19 protein-coding genes and 1 pseudogene are annotated in these 22846 nt (G+C 69.9%); 9 read left to right on the top strand and 11 right to left on the bottom strand.

Annotated elements, in window-relative coordinates:
• The first annotated feature begins 148 nt into the window (after window positions 1-148).
• The 3 genes from ACFC79_RS31935 (at window position 149) to ACFC79_RS31925 (ending at window position 5434) form a co-directional block, all read left to right on the top strand.
• Entirely contained in the window at window positions 149-3160 is a 3012-nt protein-coding gene (locus ACFC79_RS31935; RefSeq protein ID WP_376247439.1) for a Tn3 family transposase, read from the top strand.
• A gap of 57 nt (window positions 3161-3217) precedes the next feature.
• Complete coding sequence (locus tag ACFC79_RS31930) at window positions 3218-4690, top strand: competence protein CoiA (protein ID WP_376247436.1); 1473 nt, start codon at window positions 3218-3220, stop codon at window positions 4688-4690.
• 87 nt (window positions 4691-4777) lie between these two features.
• Window positions 4778-5434, top strand: a complete 657-nt coding sequence (locus ACFC79_RS31925) for a hypothetical protein (RefSeq protein WP_376247433.1) — start codon at window positions 4778-4780, stop codon at window positions 5432-5434.
• A gap of 219 nt (window positions 5435-5653) precedes the next feature.
• Here the strand turns inward: ACFC79_RS31925 and ACFC79_RS31920 are convergent, their stop codons facing one another.
• Both ACFC79_RS31920 and ACFC79_RS31915 read right to left on the bottom strand, forming a co-directional pair.
• The gene (locus tag ACFC79_RS31920) at window positions 5654-6514 is read right to left on the bottom strand and encodes a serine hydrolase domain-containing protein (RefSeq protein WP_376247432.1); all 861 of its coding nucleotides are present in this window, start codon (window positions 6512-6514) and stop codon (window positions 5654-5656) included.
• 209 nt (window positions 6515-6723) lie between these two features.
• A complete protein-coding gene (locus ACFC79_RS31915) occupies window positions 6724-7032 on the bottom strand; it encodes a hypothetical protein (RefSeq protein WP_376247429.1) in 309 nt (102 codons plus the stop codon).
• A gap of 168 nt (window positions 7033-7200) precedes the next feature.
• Here ACFC79_RS31915 and ACFC79_RS31910 point away from each other — a divergent pair, with 168 nt between their 5' ends.
• Both ACFC79_RS31910 and ACFC79_RS31905 read left to right on the top strand, forming a co-directional pair.
• A complete protein-coding gene (locus ACFC79_RS31910; RefSeq protein WP_376247444.1) occupies window positions 7201-7740 on the top strand; it encodes a GNAT family N-acetyltransferase in 540 nt (179 codons plus the stop codon).
• Between the two features lie 188 nt (window positions 7741-7928).
• Window positions 7929-10733, top strand: a complete 2805-nt coding sequence (locus tag ACFC79_RS31905) for a fibronectin type III domain-containing protein (protein WP_376247427.1) — start codon at window positions 7929-7931, stop codon at window positions 10731-10733.
• A 235-nt stretch (window positions 10734-10968) separates the two neighbouring features.
• On the opposite strand, the gene ACFC79_RS31900 is transcribed toward ACFC79_RS31905, so the two are convergent.
• The 7 genes from ACFC79_RS31900 to ACFC79_RS31870 all read right to left on the bottom strand — a co-directional run bounded on the left by ACFC79_RS31900 (window position 10969) and on the right by ACFC79_RS31870 (window position 17814).
• A complete protein-coding gene (locus ACFC79_RS31900; protein ID WP_376247424.1) occupies window positions 10969-11868 on the bottom strand; it encodes a GNAT family N-acetyltransferase in 900 nt (299 codons plus the stop codon).
• 272 nt (window positions 11869-12140) lie between these two features.
• Window positions 12141-12335 carry a hypothetical protein gene (locus ACFC79_RS31895; protein ID WP_376247421.1) on the bottom strand — a complete coding sequence of 65 codons (195 nt, stop codon included), beginning with the start codon at window positions 12333-12335 and terminating at the stop codon, window positions 12141-12143.
• 279 nt (window positions 12336-12614) lie between these two features.
• Entirely contained in the window at window positions 12615-13019 is a 405-nt protein-coding gene (locus tag ACFC79_RS31890) for a toxin-antitoxin system YwqK family antitoxin (RefSeq protein WP_376247419.1), read from the bottom strand.
• A gap of 249 nt (window positions 13020-13268) precedes the next feature.
• On the bottom strand, window positions 13269-13685 hold the full coding sequence (locus ACFC79_RS31885; RefSeq protein WP_376247416.1) for a GNAT family N-acetyltransferase: 417 nt from the start codon (window positions 13683-13685) through the stop codon (window positions 13269-13271).
• A 677-nt stretch (window positions 13686-14362) separates the two neighbouring features.
• Entirely contained in the window at window positions 14363-15235 is an 873-nt protein-coding gene (locus tag ACFC79_RS31880; protein WP_376247413.1) for an alpha/beta fold hydrolase, read from the bottom strand.
• A 320-nt stretch (window positions 15236-15555) separates the two neighbouring features.
• Entirely contained in the window at window positions 15556-16797 is a 1242-nt protein-coding gene (locus ACFC79_RS31875) for an MFS transporter (RefSeq protein WP_376247411.1), read from the bottom strand.
• A gap of 414 nt (window positions 16798-17211) precedes the next feature.
• Window positions 17212-17814, bottom strand: coding sequence for a TetR/AcrR family transcriptional regulator (locus ACFC79_RS31870; RefSeq protein ID WP_376247408.1), 603 nt, complete (start codon window positions 17812-17814; stop codon window positions 17212-17214).
• Window positions 17815-17901: 87 nt separating this feature from the next.
• Here ACFC79_RS31870 and ACFC79_RS31865 point away from each other — a divergent pair, with 87 nt between their 5' ends.
• A complete protein-coding gene (locus ACFC79_RS31865) occupies window positions 17902-19404 on the top strand; it encodes a carboxylesterase/lipase family protein (RefSeq protein ID WP_376247405.1) in 1503 nt (500 codons plus the stop codon).
• Window positions 19405-19475: 71 nt separating this feature from the next.
• Here ACFC79_RS31865 and ACFC79_RS31860 read toward each other — a convergent pair.
• Window positions 19476-19922: pseudogene (locus ACFC79_RS31860) on the bottom strand (MFS transporter); the annotation flags it as partial.
• A gap of 103 nt (window positions 19923-20025) precedes the next feature.
• On the opposite strand from ACFC79_RS31860, the gene ACFC79_RS31855 reads away from it, so the two are divergent.
• The 3 genes from ACFC79_RS31855 to ACFC79_RS31845 all read left to right on the top strand — a co-directional run bounded on the left by ACFC79_RS31855 (window position 20026) and on the right by ACFC79_RS31845 (window position 21731).
• Window positions 20026-20922 (top strand): aminoglycoside phosphotransferase family protein, encoded by an 897-nt coding sequence (locus ACFC79_RS31855; protein ID WP_376247402.1) that lies wholly within the window; start codon window positions 20026-20028, stop codon window positions 20920-20922.
• Window positions 20922-21065: a hypothetical protein gene (locus ACFC79_RS31850; protein ID WP_376247400.1), complete on the top strand. Its 144-nt coding sequence runs from the start codon at window positions 20922-20924 to the stop codon at window positions 21063-21065. The genes ACFC79_RS31855 and ACFC79_RS31850 overlap by 1 nt, the downstream gene beginning before the upstream one ends.
• A 390-nt stretch (window positions 21066-21455) precedes the next feature.
• Complete coding sequence (locus ACFC79_RS31845) at window positions 21456-21731, top strand: nuclear transport factor 2 family protein (RefSeq protein WP_376247442.1); 276 nt, start codon at window positions 21456-21458, stop codon at window positions 21729-21731.
• A 162-nt stretch (window positions 21732-21893) separates the two neighbouring features.
• Here the strand turns inward: ACFC79_RS31845 and ACFC79_RS31840 are convergent, their stop codons facing one another.
• Window positions 21894-22415 carry a GNAT family N-acetyltransferase gene (locus ACFC79_RS31840; RefSeq protein ID WP_376247397.1) on the bottom strand — a complete coding sequence of 174 codons (522 nt, stop codon included), beginning with the start codon at window positions 22413-22415 and terminating at the stop codon, window positions 21894-21896.
• Between the last annotated feature and the right edge of the window lie 431 nt (window positions 22416-22846).

Raw genomic sequence — 22846 nt, 5'->3', positions numbered from 1 at the left:
CCCGCGCCCACCACCACGAGGCAGGAATGACTCCAGTCGATCCCACTCCGCATTCGTCAGATCCCCACGTCCCATCCCACCACCCTGACCTCAACCCCCCACCCCTGTCAGGAGATCCGAGAAACAGACCCTAGGTCTGGACGGGGTGGTGGACCACTTCACCCTGAACAGCGACGAGGCGGGCTGGTTACGGAACAAGAGCGGGGCGGCGAGGCTGGGCTTCGCCGTTCAGCTCAAATTCCTGACCTGGCGCGGCCGGTTTCCCCGGATGCGCATGGAGCTTCCGCCCGACGCGGTCGAGCACGTCGCCAAGCAGGTGGGCGTTGCCGCGACCGAGCTGGGGTTCTACGACTTCACCTCGCGCGCCGCGAAGCGGCACCGCAGCGAGCTGCGGGATCTGACGGGCTGGCACGAGTGCACGAAGACCGATCTGGTCAAGCTCGTCTCGCACCTGGTGGACGTGATCTGGCACGACGAGCGCCGTGAGGAGCAGGTGCGGGCCGAGCTGCTGGGGCAGATGCGCGCGGACCTGATCGAGCCGCCGACCGCGGCCCAGGTCAACGCGATCATCCGCTCCGCGCTGCACCAGGCCGACGAGCGGGCCGTCGCCGAGGTCGCCGCCCGGCTCGCCCGGGCGAAGGACTGCACGCGGCGGCTGGACGCGCTGGTCTTCACCGACCCGACCGGCGACGACACCGAGCCGGGCGACACCGCGGCCGTGGACGGCGACGACACGGCGGACGAGGACGATGTCGAGTCGGTGCTGGCGGACATCAAGGCGCATCCGGGCAACGTCAGCCTCAACTCGCTGCTGGACAAGATCTCCAAGCTGGGGCAGGTCCGCGCCGTCGGCGTCCCAAAGAAGGCATTCACGGGGATCGGTGTGCAGGTCATCAATGCCTGGCGGGCCCGTGCCTCCGCGTCCTCGCCCAGCCACCTGCGGCGCTTCGCCCCCGAGGTGCGCCAGGTCCTGCTCGCCGCGCTGCTGTTCCAGCGGCAGCGGGAGATCACCGACACCCTGGTGGAGCTGCTGAACTCCACCGTGCACCGCATCAACGCGCGGGCGGAGAAGAAGGTGACCGAAGCATTCGTCGCCGAGTTCACCAAGGTCCGCGGCAAGGCCGGACTGCTCGGGAAGATCGCCGCCGCCTCCCTCGGCGCCCCCGAGGGCAGCGTGCGGGAGGTGATCTACCCGGCGGCCGGCGGGGAGAAGACGCTCAAGGACCTGGTCGCCGAGATGAAGGCGACCAACGCCGCCTTCGCCCGCTCCAAGCGGGAGGTGTTCAAGTCCTCGTACAGCAACCACTACCGCAGCGGGCTGATGAAGCTCCTCGGCGTGCTCGACTTCCGCTCCTCCAACAACCAGCACAAGCCCGTCATGGACGCGTTGAAGCTGATCGAGCGGCACAAGGACTCCTCCACCACCTACCTGCCGCTCGGCGAGACCATCCCGCTGGAAGGGGTGGTATCCAAGGACTGGATGGAGTTCGCAATCTTCACCCCCGACAAGGGGCCCAAGCGCGTCATGCGCACCGTGTACGAGGCGTGCGTCTTCCAGGCCCTGCGCGACCGGCTGCGCTGCAAGGAGATCTGGGTGGTCGGTGCCGACAAGTGGCGCAACCCTGACGAGGACCTGCCCGACGACTTCGAGGTCCGGCGCGCGGAGTACTACGAGAAGCTGAACAAGCCGCGCGACGCGAAGGTGTTCATCGCCCAGCTCCAGGCCGAGATGCGCGCCGAGCTCGGCGCCCTGGGCACCAAGCTGCCGAAGCTGCCGTGGGTGACGATCAGCGGGAAACACCGGAACGGGGCGATCAAGTTCACCGAGCCCGATCCGCAGAAGGAGCCGAAGAACCTGCGCCGGCTCAAGAAGGCGATCCGTAAGAAGTGGGGCACTGTCGCCCTGATCGACATCCTGAAAGAGGCCGCCCTGCGCACCGGGATGCTCAAGGCGCTGGCCCCGGTCGGCACCCGCGAGGCCATCGACGAGGCGAAGCTCCTGGAACGCCTGCTCCTGATCGCATACGCGTACGGCACGAACTCGGGGATCAGCTCGGTCGCGGCCGGCGAGCACGGGCACAGCGAGGAGGAGCTCCGCTACACCGCGCGGCGCTACTTGACCGCGGTCGGGCTCAAGGCCGCCGGGGTGGAGATCGCCAACGCCCCCTTCGCCGCCCGTCAGGAAGCCGTCTGGGGGCAGGGCACCACCACCGTCGCCTCGGACTCCACGCACTTCAAGGCGTGGGACCGCAACATCTTCACCGAGTGGCACTCCCGGTACGGGGGCCGCGGGGTGCTCGTGGACTGGCACATCGAGAAAGGGTCGATGGCCATTCACAGCCAGCTGCTGAACTGCACCGCCTCCGAGGTCGCCGCGGCGATCGAGGGCATGATGCGGCACGCCACGACGATGCAGGCCGAGGGCAACTACGTCGACTCGCACGGCCAGTCGGAAATCGGGTTCGGCCTCACGAGGCTCCTGGGCTACGACCTGCTGCCCCGCATCAAGCAGATCAACAAGGTCAAGCTGTACCGGCCCGGCCGCGAGGACGAGGACACCTATGAGCGCCTGGCCGACGCGATGACCCGCCCGATCCGCTGGGACGTCATCGAGAACAACTACGACCAGCTCATCGAGTACGCCACCGCAATCCGGGTCGGCACCGCCTCCACCGAGGCCATCCTGCGGCGCTTCACCCGTACCGCCTCTCACCCCGTCTACCAGGCCATGCTGGAGGTCGGCCGCGCGCAGAAGACCATCTTCGCCGCCCGCTACCTGCGCGACCGCGACCTCCAGCGCGAGATCCAGGAGGGCCTCAACGTCGTCGAGGGCTGGAACGGCGCCAACGACATCATCTTCTTCGGCAAGAGCGGCGAACTCAGCAGCAACCGCGGCGACCAGCAGGAACTGTCCGTCCTCGCGCTCCATCTCCTGCAAACGGCGCTCGTCTTCGTGAACACCCTCATGATCCAGGACATGCTCGCCGACCCCGAATGGGCCGACATCCTCACCGACGAGGACAAGCGGGCCCTGACCCCGCTGTTCTGGATGCACATCCAGCCCTTCGGCGAGGTACGGCTGAACATGGGCAGCCGCCTCCAGCTCGCGGCACCCGCCCCGCAGGAACCGGACCCCGAACCGGAGCCCGCAGCGGCCTGATGCGATGTCAGTGCCCTGCGCCACACTGGCCTCCTCGCCGACCAGCAGGGAGCCAGCGTGGCGTTCAGGGCCGTGCACGCCGAGTGGGGAACCGTCTTCGCACACCTGCTCGACCTCGGGTGCGGACGCAGCTGGGAAGCGGTCTGGAAGACCCGGCCACCCGCCCCGCTGACCTGCGACGAGTGCCGACATCCGATGTATGCCAAGACCTCCCGCAGCGGCCTACGGTTCTTCGTCCACGCGCCCGGCGCCCCCACCTGCGCACTCGGCCTGGAGTCCGTCGCCCACCACCTGCTGAAGCTGGAGCTGGCAGGCGCCGCCCGGGACGCCGGCGCCCACGCCGAACTCGAAGTCCCCGGCCCCGACGGCGCCTGGCGGGCCGACGTCCTGGCCACCGACCCCGCCGGGAACTGGAAGACGGCCCTGGAAGCCCAGCTCGCCCCGATCACCGGCGCCGACATCACCGCCCGCACCGACAAGATGCACGCCGACGGCGTCACCTCGATCTGGTTCAGCGACCGGCCCCGCCCGCCCTGGCTCGGCACCGTCCCCTCCGTACGCCTCGAACGGCCCGAGGCAGCCGAGCACCTGGTCATCGCCGAAGGGCTGATGAAGTTCGAGAGCCGCAGCTGGAAGGCAGTGCCCGCCTCCCTCACCCAGTTCCTCACCTGGGCATTCGCCCACCGGATCGTCACGCACAGCCCGCAAACCCCGATGCGGTACCCACAGCGGTCGCTCGCCACGGTGTGGACCGCGCCGCAGTACATCACCGCCGAGGACACCCACTTCGTCGAGGAAGAACGCCGACAGCGCGAGTACGAGACCCGCACGGCCGCGCTACGAGCGGCCCAGGAGAAGAAGCGGGACGAGATCCGAGCCAAGAACGCCATCTCCCGCGCGAAGGCCCTGGCCGAGGCCACGGAGGCCGAGCAAGCCGCCCGCACGGCCCAGACCGGGAGACTGAGGGAGGTCGCCATCCGCTTCCGACCCGGCATCGACCTGGCCCTGGCCAAACTCGCCGAAGAGCACGGCGTCACCGCGACCGTGGGCTTCAGCACCGGCGATCCCCGGTACGCCGGCGGCGTACCCCTCGTCGACGAGAACGGCGTCCCGGCCGCAGTCTTCGACCCCGACCCCGGGCGGGCCCGCGGCCACGCCTTCCGGCTCCTGGCCGGCCTCCTCCTGGTCTTCCCCAGCCAGACCAGCAGGCGGCGCTTCGAGAAGGCCACGAAGCGCACCAAGCACAAGCCGATCGACGGCTACCAGACCGACTTCGTCGACGCCCCGCCCTCCGGCCCCGCCAGATCCCGCCCGCGCATCTCGTCGAGCGCGCCCACCTGCACCTGCGCGACCCCGCAGCTCGTCGCGAGAATCCAGAACGCCGAGTACCCCGCCGAGCCCAGCGATCAGATGGGCCCCGCTGCCGCCCTCTTCCGGCCCCAGTGCCGTGCGTGCGGCGGCAAGTACGAGAAGCCGTGGCGCCGGACCGGCAGCACACCCATCATCCGGACAAGCCGCCCAGAGAGGTGAAAACCAGCCCAGGAAGCTACTGGATGGTTACTTGTCACCTGGTTCGCCGCTCGTTAACGGCACCCCTGGTTCCGGCAGGTGCACGCGGTGGAGTGGCAGGCGATGCGGACGTACGACATCGGCCGTACCCGCGCCCTCTTCGACCGGCTCGCCGCCAACGGCACCCGCGTCGTACCGACCCTCACCGTCCACCATTCGCTGGAGCGCACCGACCAACTCCCCACCAATTCACCGGAGTTCATATATCTGCCTCGCTGGATGACCGACTACTGGCCCACCATCTGGTCGTCCCTGACCGCGGGGCGCACCGCGCGGGACACCGCCCGCATCCACCGGATCTACGAGCACCGGCTACACCTCGTCGCGGAACTCCACCGGGCCGGTGTGCAGTTGCTCGCGGGCACCGACACCGGCACGGGCTACGCGGTTCCCGGCTTCTCCCTCCACCACGAGCTGGAACTGCTCGCCGAGGCCGGGCTGCCCACCCGGGACGTCCTCCACGCCGCGACCACCGCACCCGCCCGGATGCTCGGCCTGCCGACCGACCGCGCCGATCTGCTGGTCCTGGACGCCGACCCGCGCACCGACATCCGCCACACGCAGCGGATCGACTCCGTCCTGGTCGCGGGCCGATATCTGGACCGTGCGGAACGGCTGCGCCTGCTGGCCGACGTGGCGCGCGCCGCCGCCGCGAGCGAGCCCCCGGCCACGGGCATCGCGGCTCCGCACATCTGCGCCCACTGACCGCCCGGCACCACCCGGCCGGGCGGGACACCCGGGCTGCAGCAGGCGAACCGGAGTACGCGGACCGGAGCGCGAGCCGCAGCCAGGTGTGCCGCTCCTATTCGGACCGGGCGCGGGCCCCGAGGCGTGTGCGGGCCCGTCGAGAACGTTGCGGCAGCCGGTTCGGGAGTCCTCCTCGCAACCGGTCCTCGACCGGCCCCTCCCACTCCTGTCTTCCTGTCACCTCCCTTCGGAGTTCTGCGAGGTGTCCGATTCCGCCGCGCTCTGTCCGGCCAGGAGGCGAAGAGCTTCCTTGTCCGTATCCGTCGGCTTCCCGTTGAGGCGGTGAACCACCACCCATCGGCCATCAGCCATTGCTCCGGCGAATGTGGAGGCGTTCCGGGTGGCACCGTTGTGCCACAGGAGAGACCCGGATTTCTGCCAAGAGGGTGCGGGCATGCCGAATCGACGCTCCAGGAGGAGCGCCGGAACCAATCGAGCGAGAGCTCGCGGCGTAGCCCACATTCCGCCTGCGGGGAGAATGGCTCCTCCCATTGTCCAGGGCCTGCGTGTCCTGCCGAACCACCCCGGGGCGTCGAGACGGCGTTCCGGGGCGGGAGAGGCTGTGATTTCGCTGATTTCCAGCGGGGCAAGAACGTGTTCGTTCAGCAGTTCTTCGTAGGGTTTCCCCGCCGCGGCCATGAGGGCCGCTCCCAGGACGGCATAGCCGAGGTTCGAGTACTCCTCCTGCATTCCGGCAGGACGCAGTGTGATTTCGTCGAGGCGGAGCAGGAGGCCGGACAGGGAATTACCGGTGAAGGCGGCATAGGGGTCGAGGGAGGAAAGACCTGGAGGCAGGCGCGGGAGCCCCGAGGTGTGCTGGGCCAGATGCCGCAGCGTAATGCCGGTACGGGGCACGGGGAGCCAGCGTTCGAGCGGGTCGTCGAGATGGAGTGCCCCTGCGGTGCACATCCGCATCAGCGCGGTGCCCGTGAGCACTTTGGTCAGCGAGCCGATCTCGACAAAACGATCGGTCGCATGTCCGTCGGCCGTCAGGGGGGCGGCTGTGCCGGTGAGAATGCAGGTGGGGGTGCGTGGCATTGGCTTGCTCGCTTACAGGTTTTTGTGCATGGACATCGAGGAAACTTCGTAGCCACTGTGGCGATACATTGCGGTGGCTGCCTCATTGCTTCCGACGCCATCCAGGGCGAGCGCTGCCTTGCCCTCACGAGCGACGAGCTCCTCGGCGGCGGCGAGGACGGCGGATCCGACGGGGCCGGCCCTGCTCGAATGGCGTCGCACGGTGACGGTCAATGAAGTTGGCACTCCCAGGGCTCGATGTCCGGCTCCCCGGGAGGCAGCTTCCCAGTGCAGTAGCTGTGGAGATAGGCGGCAGCCCGGCGCTCCGCGTACTTCTCATTGACCGGTTCGCCCTGCTCGTCCAGTTCGAGGACGTTGGCGAAGATCGCGACGCAGATCTCCATCTGGGAGGGCGACTCGCGCAGCTCTTCCCAGTAATCGATCCCGTCCAGCATCGGATGGCCCACCGACCCTCGAGCAAGCCATCCGGCGAAGCGTCGCAGGGCTCCCGAAGCACCATGACTGAGATGCGAAGACATGCCGAGCAATCTAGTCCCAGTCTTCCCCTATTGGTCCTTGGCCCCCACCTCAGGAGGCCGCCGAGGTCCTGGGGAGTGGCGCGGATGGTCACGGGACAGCCCTTGCACGGCCGAGGTCAGCCGCCGCCGGGCATGATGTCGCTTTCCCAAGCGACAGGAGAAACACAGATGCTGCTACGTGATGTCGAGTACGGCGACATCGACGCCTATGTCCGAATGCGATGCGACCCGGCCATGATGGCCGAGCTGGGCGGCCCGTTGCCTCGCGAGGGTATGGAGGCGAAGGTCCGACGTGACGTTCGACGAGCAGAGGCAGGAACGGACTGGACCAAGATGATCCTGCCCGACGAGGCCGAGCCGGACGTGGTCGCGGGAACCGTGGCCTTGTGGTCCCATGGCGCCGACGCCGAGCGCATCTCCGAGATCGGCTGGATGGTGCTGCCGGAGTTCCAGGGGCGGGGACTCGGCAAGCAGGGCGTCCGGATGCTGCTTGAGCTGGCCCGCGACGACGGCCGGTGGGGGCTCATACACGCCTTTCCCGCGACAGCGAACGCCCCGTCGAACGGCATCTGCCGCACGCTCGGTTTCAGGTTCCTGGACGAGGAAGAGGTGCCCTTCGCCGGTCGAGTGCTACGAACCAACCACTGGGCCATCGATCCTCGGACCGATCTGGTGCGGGATCGGCGGCCTGCTGATCCCCGAGCCTGAGAAGGCCCACCGCCCCGGCCGGGCGGAGGAGACCGATGAGCCCGCTTCATCCTTCAGCGGATCCGCTCCCAACTCGCTTGAAAATCTCGCTACTTGACCTGGCTACACTTCAGCTGCTCAGGGCTTCCGGGGGTGAACGGTGACGTCCTGCGGGAGCGCCTACCTGCAACGCAAGGAAACGCACCCATATGCACAAGTCAAGAACGATCAGGAAGAGGCCGTGGAAGGCGTTCTTCGCGGTCCGCCATGTGGTGGCCATCGTGGTCTCCCTGGCGCTGACCGCGGCGGTGACCGGCCCCGCCACGGCGAACGAGCCGCCCGCAGCGGTCTCCGACGCCTGTGCCGCACACGCCACCTCCTTCGCGGTCGACGAGGCCGACCCGCTGACCATCAGCTACGGCTGCGCCCGCGACGCGGGCGATCTGCGCTCGCCGGCGGACAGCGACAGTGACCTGATCACGGCTTTCCACTTCAGCTTTCCGGAACGTCGTGAGCAGGTACGCGACCTGATCGAGGAGCAGGTTGCCGAGGCCAACCGCAGCCCGCACCTGGGCGACTGGCTCACCGACCACGCTCAGCGCGAGAGCGTGGGGATCTATCCGCCGCAGGACGGCTGGCTCGACTTCGACGGAGAGCTGCACGTCGTCGACGACGACACCCTCGTCATGGTGATCCCGATGGACGAGATCGGCACCACGGCGAACTGGTGGCAGAAGTTCATCGCCGGTGGTGTCGGCATGGCCGTGTGGTTCGCGGTCACGGCCGACTGCGTGCTCGCCTTCGATGTCGGGGCGCCCGCGGCCGATCCGGTGTGCGGCGCCGTGGGCGCGGGGATCGGCGCACTCGTCGGCGAGCTGGTGCAGGCCGGGTTCGACCACAGCTCGCTCGGCGACGGCGACGTCTGGGCGGAGGCGCTGGCCGTCGCGTTCCGGGCCGCGGTCGCGGGGACCTCCGGAGGGCAGCTTCTGGAGTGGGCCGAAGTCAGCGGCGGCTCCGTGGTCGCGAGCCTGCAGCGGGTCCTGCGCGACACCGCCGCCCGACTGGGGGCCTGGGGCGACCCCTTGACGTTCGTGTCCGACCGCGTCATCGCCATGTGGCCGACGGTCATCGAGAAGCTGCAACTGCTCTCCCGCGGCGTCGGCGGGTCGGACCAGCCGCTCAAGGTCATGGTCGTCGGCGACTCCATGTCGCAGGGCTACGAAGGCGACTGGACCTGGCGCTACCGGCTGTGGGAATGGTTCAGGAACCAGCACATCGACGTCGATTTCGTCGGACCCTACGTGGGCACCAAGTCGCAGGCACTTCCGTCCGCCCCCAAGCCTCCGCCGCTCCAGGGCGAGACGCCTCCTGACGAGGACGAACCCGACACCACGGGCGGCTACGCGCCCGACGTCCCCGAAAGCTTCGACACCCGCCACTTCGCGGTCTGGGGACGCCAGGCGGACCAGGACAAGAAGCTGATCCGCAAGATGGTGTCCGAGTACCGGCCCGACATGCTGCTGGTCGGGCTGGGATTCAACGACATGGGATGGTTCGTCAGCGACGCCGCCGGCACGCTGGACAGCGTGAAGACGCTGGTCGACGAAGCGCGAGCGGCGAAGCCCGACGTCGACTTCGCTCTTGCCAACGTTCCCCAGCGCTCCCTGATCGGAGGCCGGGAGGATCTGCCCGTCATGACCACGGAGTACAACAACCTGCTGAAGAACGCCGTCCCGACCTGGAACTCCCTCACCTCCTCGGTGAAGCTGGTCGACTGGGCGGGCCACTACGACTGCGGTCCCGACGCGTGCCCTGCCTCCTACGACGGGCTCCACCCCAACGCCGAGGGGGAGTTCCAGATCGCGCGGGCCTTCGAGTACACGCTGACCGACGAGTACGGCATCGGGTACTTCGTGCCCGACGTCCCCGCCACCATCCCGTCGCGGCAGACGGACGCCATCTCCGGCCTCCGCGCCGAGACCGCACCGGGCGGGATCGAGGTGACCTGGGACAAGGTCCACGGTGCGCGCGGGTACGACGTCCGCCATCGGCGCGTCGGCTCGGACACGTGGAGCGAGACGCGTGTCCCGGCTGCTCGTTTCGACGAGATCTGGACTGTCGACGGCGAGGAGTGGGAGTACCAGGTCCGCGTCGACAACGGTGACAGCGCATCGGCGTGGTCCTCCGTCGCCTCCGCGGTCGCACATCCGAAGACCGCTCCGGGACCCGAGATATTCGTCACCCTCCCCACCAAAACCGGCATCCGCCTGTCCTGGTTCCCCGCGGAGGGTCCCTACACGGACACGATCGACCGGTACGAGGTCATCGTGTGGGACAAGGACACACCGGGCGCGTTCATCGAGAGCACCGGGGTCCGTGGCGAGTCCGTGGTCGTCGATGACCTGAAGCCCGGTCACCACTACCTGGTCGCGGTGTCGACGTGGAACGACGCGGGCGGCGGTTTCCCCACCACCGGCAGATCCGTCACGGTGGGCGGCGACACACCACCCGCGCCCCAGGACCTGACGATCCGCAGCGTCGACGAGACGACGGTCGACCTGGACTGGCAGGGGTCGGAGGAAGCCGCGGGCTACCGCGTCTGGGTGCGCAACCTCCTGGAGGAAGGCCCGTTCACCTCCGACGAATATGTCACCGACTCCACCAGCAGGACGATCGCCTTCCTGTTTCCCGGCTACTGGAACTTCGAGTTCTGCGTCACCGCGGTCAACGGATCGTTGGAGTCGGAGAAGTCCAACTGCGTGGGCATCCCCGACCAACCCGGTCCCGGACCCGGCCCCGGAGACGGCAACGGCAACGGCGACACGGGCACCGGCGCCGGCCCCGGTGACGGCGAGCCCTCGCCCACGGCGCGAGCGGGTGTGAAGGCAAGCGCGAAGCAGGAGGCCGAGACGCTCGACGATCTCGCCGAGGCCAGGCCGTTCCCGTGCACCTCGCTTCCCGCGTCGAAAAGCGCCACCCGTGCGCTCGCATCGGCGGCGGCCGGCGTCTGCTGACGCCTGCTTTGCACATGCGGGAGCCCTGCCGCCCGCCAAGACCGGCAGGGCTCCCGTGAGCCCCGACGCCGCCCCGCCCTCGGAACGCGCCGGAAACTCAGGGACAGGCGGTTCATGTCAGCCGGGAAGTCGCCACCGGTCACCCGGCGGATTTCGGCCTTGTGCCGCAGCTCCCGGAACGCCCGCACACATCCGGCATGCGGGCACCCCTCCTCCGCGCTGCGATGCTCCGCTCTCAGGCCGCTCGGCCTGCCGGGTGGAAATTGATGCGTTCCCTGACGACGGGGAAGCCGGCCTTGGCGAAATTCGCGGCCATGGGGACGTTGCCCCGGTCCGTCGCTCCGCTGACAAACTCTGCGCCCTGTTCGACGAGGAAGTTGGTGCACTCGGCGAGGAGGTCGTAGGCGTAGCCGTGACCGCGCTGGTCCGGGACGACCCCGATGAAGCCGATGGTCGGGCCGGAGGGGTTGTGGGCCGGTATGTGAATACCGGCCAGGTCGCCTTCCGGTGTGTGCGCAATCTGCCACCACTCCCGTGGGGAGGGGCACCAGTGGAAGAAGTCGAGTTCCTCCTGGGCGGCCCGGTCGAGGCCCCCCTCCTCGATGGCCCTGAGCGCGTGGGCGTCCAGGGTGACGGAGTGGATGCGGCGCAAGGCATCGAGCAACACGGTGTCGTCCGGTTCGGCCCTGAAGTGCAGGCGTCCGGGTCGCTCGGGCAGACCCCGGTCCGGGGTCCAGCGGTACAGGAAGCGTTCCACCAGGAGTTCGTACCCGGCGGCTCGCGCGGCGGCGAAGCGTTCATCGGCGGCGGCGCGCAGGTCGGGCTCGTTCCGCCAGCCGCCAGGCAGGTTGATCTCAAGTTCGACCTGCCAGGGAGCGGAGCGCAGGAGCTGGGCCCCCGCCTCCTCCTCGCCCTCGGCCACGTCGAACCAGTTGATGGTGACGGGCTTCGAGTCGTCGGGGCCGCCCCACCACGCGCCACGGGCGACGACCTCGCCGTCACGCAGGGCGACACGCATCCAGTCGGTACGGAACCGGGTACGCCGGTGGCTCTCACGGGCGCCCAGCGGGTCGGGCAGTGCGTCGAACAGATGGGCGTCACTCGCGGAGAGTGCGCGGATGACCGGACCGGTCATGGATTCCTCCGGGATACGGGCTATTTGAAGCGCTCCCGGTCAGAACTCACGAACCACGCCGGGACAGCGAAAAAGGGAGCGCTGGAAAGGTGTGAACCGCACGGCACTCGCCTCCTTCCGTCCATCTCAGGGCGTGGAGCCACACAGTAGGTGATCTGCCGCGGGTCCGTCCACGGATTTCCACGGCCCTTGGGAGGAGGGCTTCGCGGGACGGTGAACGAGCGCTCTCAGAACACCACGGCCCGATCCTCCCGGTGGTGTGCGGATGCGCGTCACGCGCACGCGAATCGAGGAAGACCGCAGCGTGCGACCTCGCGACGAAACCGGGTGTCCCAGTCCGCGGGGTTGAACCCCTGCCGGGCCAGGCCATGGATCCGCTCCACCGCCATCCAGTGCTCCGCCTCCTCCGCCGCCGGGACCCCCATCAGTTCCTCGCCGTTGTCGTAGTACCAGTTGTGTTCTTGCACGGGGGCAGCCTGTCAGACCGGGGACGGCTCACTGATGGGACGGCGCCGGGTCCGGTGCGGGCAGGCGTACGGCCACCGTCGGCGCCCGGTGGATGGGCCGGGGAGTCGAAGGCGGGCCGATGGCGGCAGGAGGGCGGCAAGCCGGGCCCCAGCGGTTCGGTCAGCCCGGGAGACGGCACCGGCCCGTCGCTCTCCAACGGTCATACGGCGCCGCGGGTGTGGTCGTCACAGCGCGGGTGGTTGGTCTCGTCGGACACGTGAGTGGCAGCGCCGTCACGATCACGACGCGCTGCCGTAGAGCTCCCGGAAGTGCAGCAGCGTCCGATGGTCCGAGTCGGATTCCGTCAGCATGTGGTCGTCCTCAAGAACACCGCTCTCATCCCACTGCTTCGCCCACAGCGCAATGCCGTACTCGTACTCACCGTCCTCCGCGAGCTGCCCGTTCCTGTGCCATTCCCGAGCCCGCCCATGCAGCTCCCCTCGTGCGAACATCGAGTCCACCATGGGCCGGCCCGACGGATACCACTCCTTCGTCCGCCCCCACCTCAGCCCCTCACGGTAGGTGGCCTCGGACCTGAGGGCGCCGCCCCTCTCCGTGAACGCGACCCCGGTGAAAGGCACACCGTCCAGGTAATGGAGGCCGTCGTCCTCGTAGTCGACTCGGTCCGCCGGGACTCGGTCCATGGATATCTCCTAGCTGTCCTGCCCGGCTGGTTCGACGGGCGCATCCTGTCGGCTGCCGGTCCACAAGTTCCCGCTGCTGCCGGTGACTTGTGATATCCGGTCCGGTCCGATCCTGCCAAATCGTAAGGACCGGCCGAGGAACGCCGCCGGGCACGACGGCATCCGTTCACGTGGCGGCGGGCCGCCACGCGGGACCGGGGCGCCTGCACGGCCGAGGTCAGCGCCGGACGACAGCGGAGCGGGCCTGATTCAGTACCGCTCCCGGCACCGGCGCAGGGCGAGGACCCCTGCGTCAGTCGATCCGAAACCGCACGCGTCGAAGTAGAAGGGACGCAGATGCTCTTCGAAGTCGACGTGGAGCCATTCACAGTCCGCTGCACGGGCGCCGTGCGCCGCAGCCGTCACGAGTTCGGTCCCGACTCCGGCCTTGCGCATGTCCTGGGCGACCATCGTGTCGAGAACGAAGGCATGGACACCACCGTCCCAGGCGACGTTGACGAACCCGATGAGTCTGTCGTCCTTCCGCGCGCAGACCCAGCCGAGGCTATGACGGTGCACTCGCGACAGCCAGTCGATGGGCGCCTGGACGTGATCGAACGCCTCCGCGTGAAGCGCGTTGACGGCGGCGTTGTCGAAATCGCCGCGCCACTCGTACGTGATCGTCATGGGCCGCATCGTAGGCCGTGAGACGCGTCCGAACTCGTCGGCTGCCGACGGCAGGCCCTGGTGGACGGCGGACCCGGCCACGGTCGTCTCCGGCGCTCGGGCAGCCTTGACCATCAAAATCGGCGAGGCGACAAGGCGGCAGCAGTCGGGACGTGCTTACCGGAACTCCTGAACGCCGATGGTTCGACCGAGGTCAGCTCCCTGATCGACAAGGTCGTCCGCGAGGGAGCCCGGCGGATGCTCGCCGCCGCAATGAGGCTGAAGTCTGCCAGTACGTGGTCGAGTTGGCCGCTGAGACGGATGGGGTCGGGCGTCGCCCGGTGTCGTGCTCGTCGGGGAGAAGGAACGAAAGGGATGGCGCATCGACCTCGACCCGAAGACCCAGGCAGTGCGCGAGCTCGCCCGCGGGCACAGCGCGCATCTGCTCATCGCCGACGGCATGTTCGCCGGACTCGCCGACGACTGGGGCGGAGCACTGGGCCGCGGACGGCGTGCATCCGACGCCCGCCGGTCACGCCGCGCTCGCGACGGCCGGGCTGCGCCTGGTCGCGTGACGACTCGAACCGGCAGCGCCGACATGGGCAGATGCCGACCGGCGCGCCCAAAGCCGCCCGTGATGGTCGGGACAGCGGCCGCGGCGTCGGGAACGAGGAGCTCCGGGAGCTGAGGGGTGTCCCTCACGGCCTCACGACCGCTCCTTGCACGAATCGCCGAAGGTGCGCGCGCACGGCGTCGGGTTCCTCCGACCAGGGCTCGTGCCCAGCGCCCTCGATCCGCGTCAACGGAAGGCCGAGCCGGAGCGCGAGTGATTCGAGAGCCGACACAGGACGGGGGTCCTCGGCCCCGGCGAGAAGCTCCGCTCGCGCGGGCAGGCACCCGCGCAGCTCGTCAAGATGCTCATCGAGCGGGTCCGCGCGTCCTTCCTCGCCGAGTTCACCGTTCATGGTCCAGTTGACGGGTCGACGCCGCCGGGCATCCTGCGCGGCCCGGTGCCACCCGTGTGCGGGGTCTGCGTGATCGGTGAACCAGGCCAGCGTGAGCAGCTCGACTTCCTGCTCTTCCGTGCGGCACGGCAACTCCCCCAACTCGCGGCGCCGCTCCTGCTGTGTTGCGGACATGCGGCGGCGGCGTTCCGCCCGGTACCCCGTACGCCAGTCGCCGATGAACGGCCCGCACATCAGCAGCATGGCGGCAACCCGGTCGGAGTGCGCCAGGCAGAAGCGGCTCGCCAGGTCGGTGCCATAGGAATGCCCGATCAGGACGGCCCTGGGCACTTCCCATGCGTCGAGCAGCTCGGCAAGATCGTCGACATGCCGGGTGAGGGAGTGGCGGCCCCACCACCGGGACCGGCCCGTGCCACGCTGGTCGTACCGGTATACGGGTGCGAGGTCGGCGACCATGGCGGCGACATCACGCAAATAGTCCGGCAGCCCGGGACCGCCATGCAGCAGGACCACGGGCAGCTTCCGATGCGTGTCCCCCAGCGCCGTCCAATGCAACTGCGCCTCGTCGCTCATCGCTGCGAGGCCCTGCGTCTCCCTCAAAGTCACCGCAGGCAACCTACCGGTGCCACTGAGGCTCCGCCACAGGATGGAGAGATCGAGTGAGAGGACGGCTGCAACGGCGACGGCGGTGTGGTTGCTGGGGAAGGCGGAGCCGTTGAGCCAGTGGCCAGGTGTCTGGCGGGCGACGTCGGTGACGGAGGTGTACCGGTCGCTGTCGATCGGGGCGCCGTCCGGACCGTGCCCATCGGGCCAGGGGGGTCGTCTTGAGGGGGTGAGCCGTTCGCCGGGTCTCGTGGATGGGGTGCGCACGGTGCTGGAGCGGGAAGCCGGGGAGCACCGTCCCGAGAGAGGCAACGTTGCGGGGCTCAGCCGGTGCCAGAGGTGGTGCCGGTACCAGAGGTGATGCGAGTGCGGGAGGTGATGCGGGCGGCGGCCAGCAGAACGAGGGCTGCGGCCTGGAGGGCGGCAACCACCGTGACCAGCAGTGGCACCGACACCGTGTAGAGGACGCCGGTCAGAGCACCGCCGATGAGGCCGGCGGCGCCGAGGATGCCGGCGATGACGCCGTAGGCGGTGGCGCGGCGCCCGGTCGGGACGAGGTCGGCGACGACGGCGCGCATCGTGGACTCCTGCACCCCCAGCGCCGCGCCCCACAGCAGGGCACCGACAGCAGCGGAGGGCAGGTGACGGGTGAAGGCCAGGGCGGGTACGGCGGCGGTCAGCAGCGGGAGCACGATCACGGCGCGGGCGCCGACGCGGTCGTAGGCGAAGCCGGTGGCCAGCGCGGCCAGCCCCGCGGTGAGCATCGCCCCCGCGTACAGCACCGGCACGGCGGCCGGGGACAGCAGGTGGCGGGTATCCAGGTGGTAGGACAGGACACCGAAGGTGGCCAGCCCCGACGTCGTGGTTCCGCTGAATGCGGCGTACAGCCAAAAGGCCCGCGGCAGACGCCCCTTGCGCCCGGACTGCGGGAGACGGCGCGGGACGACGGGTGTTTCGTAGGCTTCCAGCGGATCCGGGACGCGGCCGCGCAGCCACACCAGCAGCCCCACCGCCGCGATACCCGGGGCGGCGAGCACGCCGAGGGCGGGAGCGTAGTCGCCGCCGGTGGCGTACAGGACGCCGGCGACGATGAGAGGGCCGACCAACGCGCCGGTCTGGTCGAGGGCCTCGTGGACGGCGAACCCTCGGCCGCGGCCGGTGGCGGCGGTGGCGTGGGAGAGCAGGGTGTCCTTGGCCGGTGATCGCACCGCCTTGCCGACACGCTCGGCGACCACCAGCGCACACGCCGCCCCCAGCGCCCCGGCCAGGCCCAGTACCGGGACCGAGACGACGGTGATGACGTACCCCGCCAGCGTCCAGGCCCACAGACGGCCGGTGCGGTCGGCCAGCGGCCCGGAGGCCAGCCGCAGGCCCCAGGCGGCCGCCTCCCCGGCCCCCGTCACGAACCCGACGACAGCGGCGGAGGCGCCGAGAGAGGCGAGCAGGGGCCCGGTGATGGAGCGGGCTCCCTCGTAGACGACGTCGGCGAGCAGGCTCACGATGCCGAAAGCGATCACGAAGCGCCAGGGCCGCAGCCCCACCGCGCTGCCGGGCTCCGCGGTCATGCCCACGGGGCCCGGGCGAGGACGGCATCGGTGGCAGGCTCACACATGGCCCGTGCTTCCGCCCCGCACCCACCCACCGACAGGCACACCTGTCCGCCCTTCCGTGGCACAACGCGAAGCCACTCGCGCGACCCGCACACCCAGCGGTCTCCTGACATGACCGTGAACAACATGCCCAGCCTGAACGGCCGGTCGGCCCGAGCCCGGAATTGCGCCAACGGCGGCATGCCGCGCACCACCGTACGAGGTGGCTCCCGGTCTCACCGGAGCTCCACCGGCTCCCCAGCTCCACCGGCTCGGGAGCCACACCGGCTCTCGGTCCAGCCGGGACAGCGAGCCGGGAGCGGCGCTGTCGGGCCGCGTCGGTCGCGGGGGCCGTCCGTGCCGGAACGTGACCGCGGCGATGAGGTGCGGTCAGGTCGTGCGGGTGAACAGTCGGTCGAGGTGCTGGTCGACGGCGGTCAGAGCGTCCTGGGGCTCGATCACGCCCAGTTCGACGAGCGGGGTCAAGCCGGTGAGCGCCAGGAGCAGGTTGGTCTCCGTCGCCGGATCGCGGTCGGGGCCGATCTGGCCGTCGGTGATCGCCCGGCGGACGATCTGCTCGACGAGGTCGCGGCCGTGAGTCAACCCGTCGCGTGCGCGTGTGTGGATGTTCGCGTTGTGCAGTGCCTCCAGGACGTAGGCGGCGCTCATCCGGCTCGTCGCGCGTGCGTCGGGATGCAGAGGGAGCATCTCCGTGAGCATCACTCGGAGCATGTCACGGGGGTGCGGTGGGTTGCCGAGTTCTCCGACGCCTTCGGCGACGCGCAGCGCTGTCCGTTCGGACGCGAAATCCATGGCGAAGACCAACATCTCTTCCCGGGTGGCGAAGTAGTGCTGCACCGCGCCGTGGGAGATACCCGCTTCCCGGGCCACTTCGCGGACGCTCGCGTGCGCGATGCCGCGCTGTTCCACCACGCGCCACAGTGCTCGGGCGATCGTCTCGCGGCGTTCACGGTGATCCACCTGCTTGGGCATCGTCGGCCTCCCTTTTTCCATACAGTTGACATATTACATTTGACCGGTAAAAGCTGTGAGTCCGTTCGTGGAGGAATGAGGTGTCGCATGCCCGAACAACCGGGAGCACGGACCGCGGAGGGCCTCGTCGAAGGGCGCCGCCGAGGAAAGCATGCGGTGTTCCGCGGCATCCCCTACGCTCGGCCGCCGGTCGGACCGCTGCGCTTCCGGGCGCCTGCCCCGGTCGAGGGGTGGAACGGGACGAAGCAGGCGACCGAGTTCGGCCCCGCGGTTCCGCAGGCGGGACCGACGGCCGAGAGCTCGGCCGGGAACGACTGGCTCACGCTCAACGTCAGCACCCCGGCCCTGGGAACGGCCGGGCTGCCCGTGCTGGTGTGGATCCACGGCGGCGCCTACATCGCGGGGTCCTCCAGCGATCCGATGTACGACCCCGCGGCCCTGACCGGCGCGGGCCTGGTCGTGGTGAGCATCAACTACCGGGTGGCGGTCGAGGGTTTCGTTCTTGTCGAGGGCGCCCCGGCCAACCGCGGGCTCCTCGACCAGATCGCGGCCCTGGAATGGGTGCAGCGCAACATCGCCGCTTTCGGCGGGGACCCCGGCCAGGTCACGGTGGCGGGACAGTCCGCCGGGGCGGGGTCGATCGCGGCGCTGCTGACGATGGAGCGGGCGCGCGGGTTGTTCCGCAGGGCCATCGTGCACTCGGTGCCGGGATCGATGTGCACCCGCGCGCTGGCGGCAGACGTCGCCGCAGTGCTCGCGGGCCGGGTGGGTGCGGCACCTGACGCCGAAGCCCTGTCCCGCATCGCCCCCTCGCGCCTGGCCCGCGAGCTCACCGCCCTCGGTGCCGGCCTTCCCGGCCACCGCAGGAGTTGGGGCCGGCTCTCGCAGACCGGTGTCGCCGTGTGCCCGGTCCTCGACGGCGTGGTGCTCACCGAAACACCCTGGCGGGCACTGGCCGCCGGCCGCGCAGACGGAATCGAGCTCCTCGTCGGCCACACCCGCGATGAATTCCGGCTGTTCAGCGTCATGATGGGGCGGCTGGGCACCTTCACCGAGGACGAGGCGCACACGGCCCTGGGTCTGTTCGCCCCGACACCGGACGGCGCCGACGCCTACCGTGCCGCCCACCCGCAGGCCACCCCCGAGGAACTGCTCGAACTCGTCTACTCCGATGCCCTCTTCCGGATGCCCTCACTGCAACTGGCTCGGGCGAACCAAGCGGCTGGAGGCACATCGTTCCTCTTCGAGCTGCAACTGGCGGCTCCGGCGTCCGGCGGAGTCCTGGGCGCCTGCCACAGCCTCGATGTCCCCCTGGCGTTCGGCACATTGGACAGCCCCGTCGGCCGACAGCTCTTCGGCGACCGGCCGACGCCGGAGGTCTCGGCAGTGTCGCGGGAACTGCAGCGGGGATGGGTCCGCTTCGCCACGGCCGGCGACCCCGGGTGGCCCGCCCACCGGCCAGAACGGCGGCTGACTCGCGTCCTGGACATCGAGTCGAAGACCCTGCCCTACCCGGAAGAGGCATCTCGCCGGATCTGGGAGCGACACGACCCGGCCCCCTTCGACCTCGCGCAGGGGACCGTTCCGTGACCCCGACGGGCGCGCGGCGCCATACAGCGGCGCCGGACAGCGACGTCGGACGACGGCGCCATACGACGGCGTCACACGACACGGGCGCGTCCGAGGACCACGACGGGGAGAAGCAGTACTGCGCCCGCGACGACCGCGACCCAGAACCCGTTGCCCGCGCCGAGACCGTCGATCACGGGCCCGGCCGCTGCGGGACCGATCGCGGTGCCGAGACTCAGTCCCGCGGTCGACCAGGTGAGAGCCTCGGTGAGCGAAGCCTGCGGGACATTCTTCTCGATGAGCCGGGAGCCGAGAATCATGGTGGGGGCGAAGAAGACCCCGGCAAGCAGGACCGTGACGGACAGCGCGCCGATCGATCCGACGAACACCATGGGGACGGTGGTCAGCGCGGTGGCGATGAGCCCGGCCCGCAGAAGCTCGCCGATCGGGCGCGTGATCGTCCAGCCACCGAACACGAAGCCCGAGAGACATGATCCTGCCGCGTAGGCGGACAACACGATGCTCGCCAGTGCCGCGTTGCCCCCGGCCTCGGCGAACGCGACGGATACGACGAGGAATCACCGCGAGAGGTTCCGGAGGGCGAGAGCCCGTCCGCCTGCCGCCTCTGTACTGTGGCTTCGTATGAACGACGCCGAGATCGAGATCACCGCAGACCTGGTCCGCGACCTGTTGCGGGAGCAACACCCAGACCTTGCAGGGCTGGCCATCCGCGAGGTGGCGGGCGGCTGGGGCAACCAGATGTGGCGCCTCGGGGACGAGTTGGCCGTGCGCATGCAGCGCATGGACCCCACCCCGGAGCTCCAGCTCAACGAGCGTCGGTGGCTACCCGTGCTGGCCCCGCGCCTGCCGCTCCCGGTGCCGACCCCGGTGCGTCTCGGCGAACCGTCCGAGCGCTTCCCCAAGCACTGGACCGTGATGACGTGGGTTCCCGGCGAGCCGCTGGACCACGGCTCGATCAGCCGCGGCGCCCACGCGGCCGACACACTGGCGGGCTTCCTCCGGGCGCTCCATGTGGAGGCGCCCGTCGAGGCGCCGATCGCCACGGACCGCGGTGCCCACCCCAGGGACTGCACGGACAGCTTCGAGAGCTTCTTCCAGGCCGTTGCCCTCGACGACATCGCTGCCGATGTCCGGGCCGTATGGGACGACGCCGTTGCGGCCCACGCGTGGGAGGGCCCGCCGGTGTGGGTGCACGGCGACCTCCATCCCGCGAACGTCGTCGTCTCGGACGGAACGCTCTCGGGCATCGTCGACTTCGGCAGCATGTGCGCCGGCGATCCGGCGTGGGACCTCGCCGCCGCATGGGTGCTGCTACCCGCGGACACGGCCTCACGGTTCTTCGACACATACGCGCATGCGGACGAGGCAGCGATCCGGCGTGCCCGCGGGCTGGCCGCCATGAAGAGCCTCTTCCTGATGCTCATGGGGCAGAACGGAGATCGGGGCCTTCCCGGCGGCAAGCCGCACTGGGGACCGGCAGGCCGGGCGGCACTCGATCGTGTTCTGAAGGGCGTTTGATGCTTGATCGAGGGCCGTCATCCATCCAGGACCTCGCTCCGTCCGAACACACCGACGGCGAGATCGCCGAAATCATCACCGCGGAGGCGGCCGAAGCCTTCGGCATGCTCGAACCGGCCCCCGCCCACTACGCCATCGCCTGAACTCCCCGGGAGCCGCCGTGCCGTGGCGGACACACGAGGTCATCGCGCCCGTCGTCGGCCGGATCCGGAGGAACGCCCGGCCGACCGGTGTCCCGGTGGGCGGCGCCAGGCCGACGAGGATGTCCGAGTCGTCCCCGCCGGGTCGCCGGAGCCGTATGCCTGCCGGAAATCGAACTGTAACGACGCCCCGTGCCCCACAGGCAGGGTCCGCGGGCCCGTCACGGGAGCCCAGTTCCGGATCGGTTCCTCGGCGGGAGGTACGGGGCGACGCGTGGCAGCAGCACCTCGCGGCGTCCCCACAACCGGCGGTGACGGTGGTGCCGGGGTCCGGGGCGGCTCGGCCACCCGAACAACCCGACCACCGGGAACAGTTCGGCCAACCCGCACGCCCTGACCGTCCACGCCGACGGCACGCTGCGAACCCAGCACGTCACGACCGATGTCGCCATCGAGGTCGACGAGGAAGCGGGAACGGCGGTCTCGCGGTCGTACGTCACCGTGTTGCAGGCGCTGCCCGACCTGCTGCTGCAACCCGTCGCCGATGGCCGGTCCCACGGCCGCTTCGCACGGCGCGACGGGCAGTGGCGCTTCGTGGAGCGACGATTCCGCATCGATCTCGTCGGCGATGTGAGCGGTCATCTGCGCCGGGCCGCCGCACAGCGGTAGTGCCTCCCGGGATCGGGTCCGCCCTGGGATGCCGGTGTCGGGGATATCGCTCACGCACCCCTCGTCGCCCTCGTGGAGAACCGTGGCGGAGAAGAACCGGACCCGGCCGTACCGGCCTACCGGGTCCGTGCGTCGAGCCCGTGTCTCGGGCCCGGTTCTCGCTCACCGTCCGCCCGGCACGGACTTTTCGAGAAGCGTGAACGACTTGGGCGGACCGCCCGGTTGGGACTTGCCCTCCTTGCGTCCGACCACCTGATATCCGGCGTCGAGGTAGTACGCGTTCAGGGGTGCGTTGTCGGCCAGGCAGTCCAGCCGTACCCACGATCGGCCCGCATCGGCCACGCGGCGCTCCGCGGCACGCAGAAGCCGCCGCCCCGTCCCGGACGGGACACTGCGGTGATCCACCATCAGCCGGTGCACATAGCCGGCCGTCGGTGGCCGAGGCCCCCAGGCGTCCTCGTCCTCCCACCACAGCTCCCAGGCCCCGACCACACGGTCGGCGGCCTCCGCGAGCCATACCTCTCCGTTTCCCATGATCCGGCGGAAGTGGTCCACGCCCAGCTCACCGGGGCGCCACTGGCCGGTGACGCCCCGGGCAAGCATCCAGCGGGCGGCGTCGTCGCGCAGGCGCACGACGGCGGCGAGGTCGGCGTCGGCGGCGAGACGGAAGCGCAGGGCGTTCACCCGGCGATCCTCGCACAGGCGTCCATCGGCCCGGCGCCCGATCCCGGACGCCAGGTGCGGTACCCGTTGTTCCGACTCCTCGTGCTCCCTCGCCGAGGAATCCGCCTCGCCGCCGCAGCGGTGGTCGAAGCGCTGATCAATGCCGTGACGTTGCCGTGCGCGTCTTCGGCACGGACGGCCGTCCGTGCCGAAGACGCGGACGAACGACCGACCGTGCCCGGGGCGCGGCAGGCACCCCGGCACGTCCTGACTCAGGCACTCGGGGCCGGTCGGTGTCGCCAGACGGACACCAGGACGACGAGTCCGGCGATGCAGGGCAGCAACGTCGTGGGGGGGGGGGGGGTGCGCGCCCCCCCGCGGGGAGCCCCGCGCCCCCGGCCCGAGGGGGTGAGCGCCCCCCCCGCCCCGCCGCCGAAACGCCGGGGGGGGTG

The sequence above is a fragment of the Streptomyces sp. NPDC056061 genome, assembly GCF_042266885.1.
In the GTDB taxonomy this organism is placed as follows: Bacteria; Actinomycetota; Actinomycetes; order Streptomycetales; family Streptomycetaceae; genus Streptomyces.
Note: the sequence above shows the minus strand (reverse complement) of the source record. Positions and strands in the feature narration are given on the sequence as shown.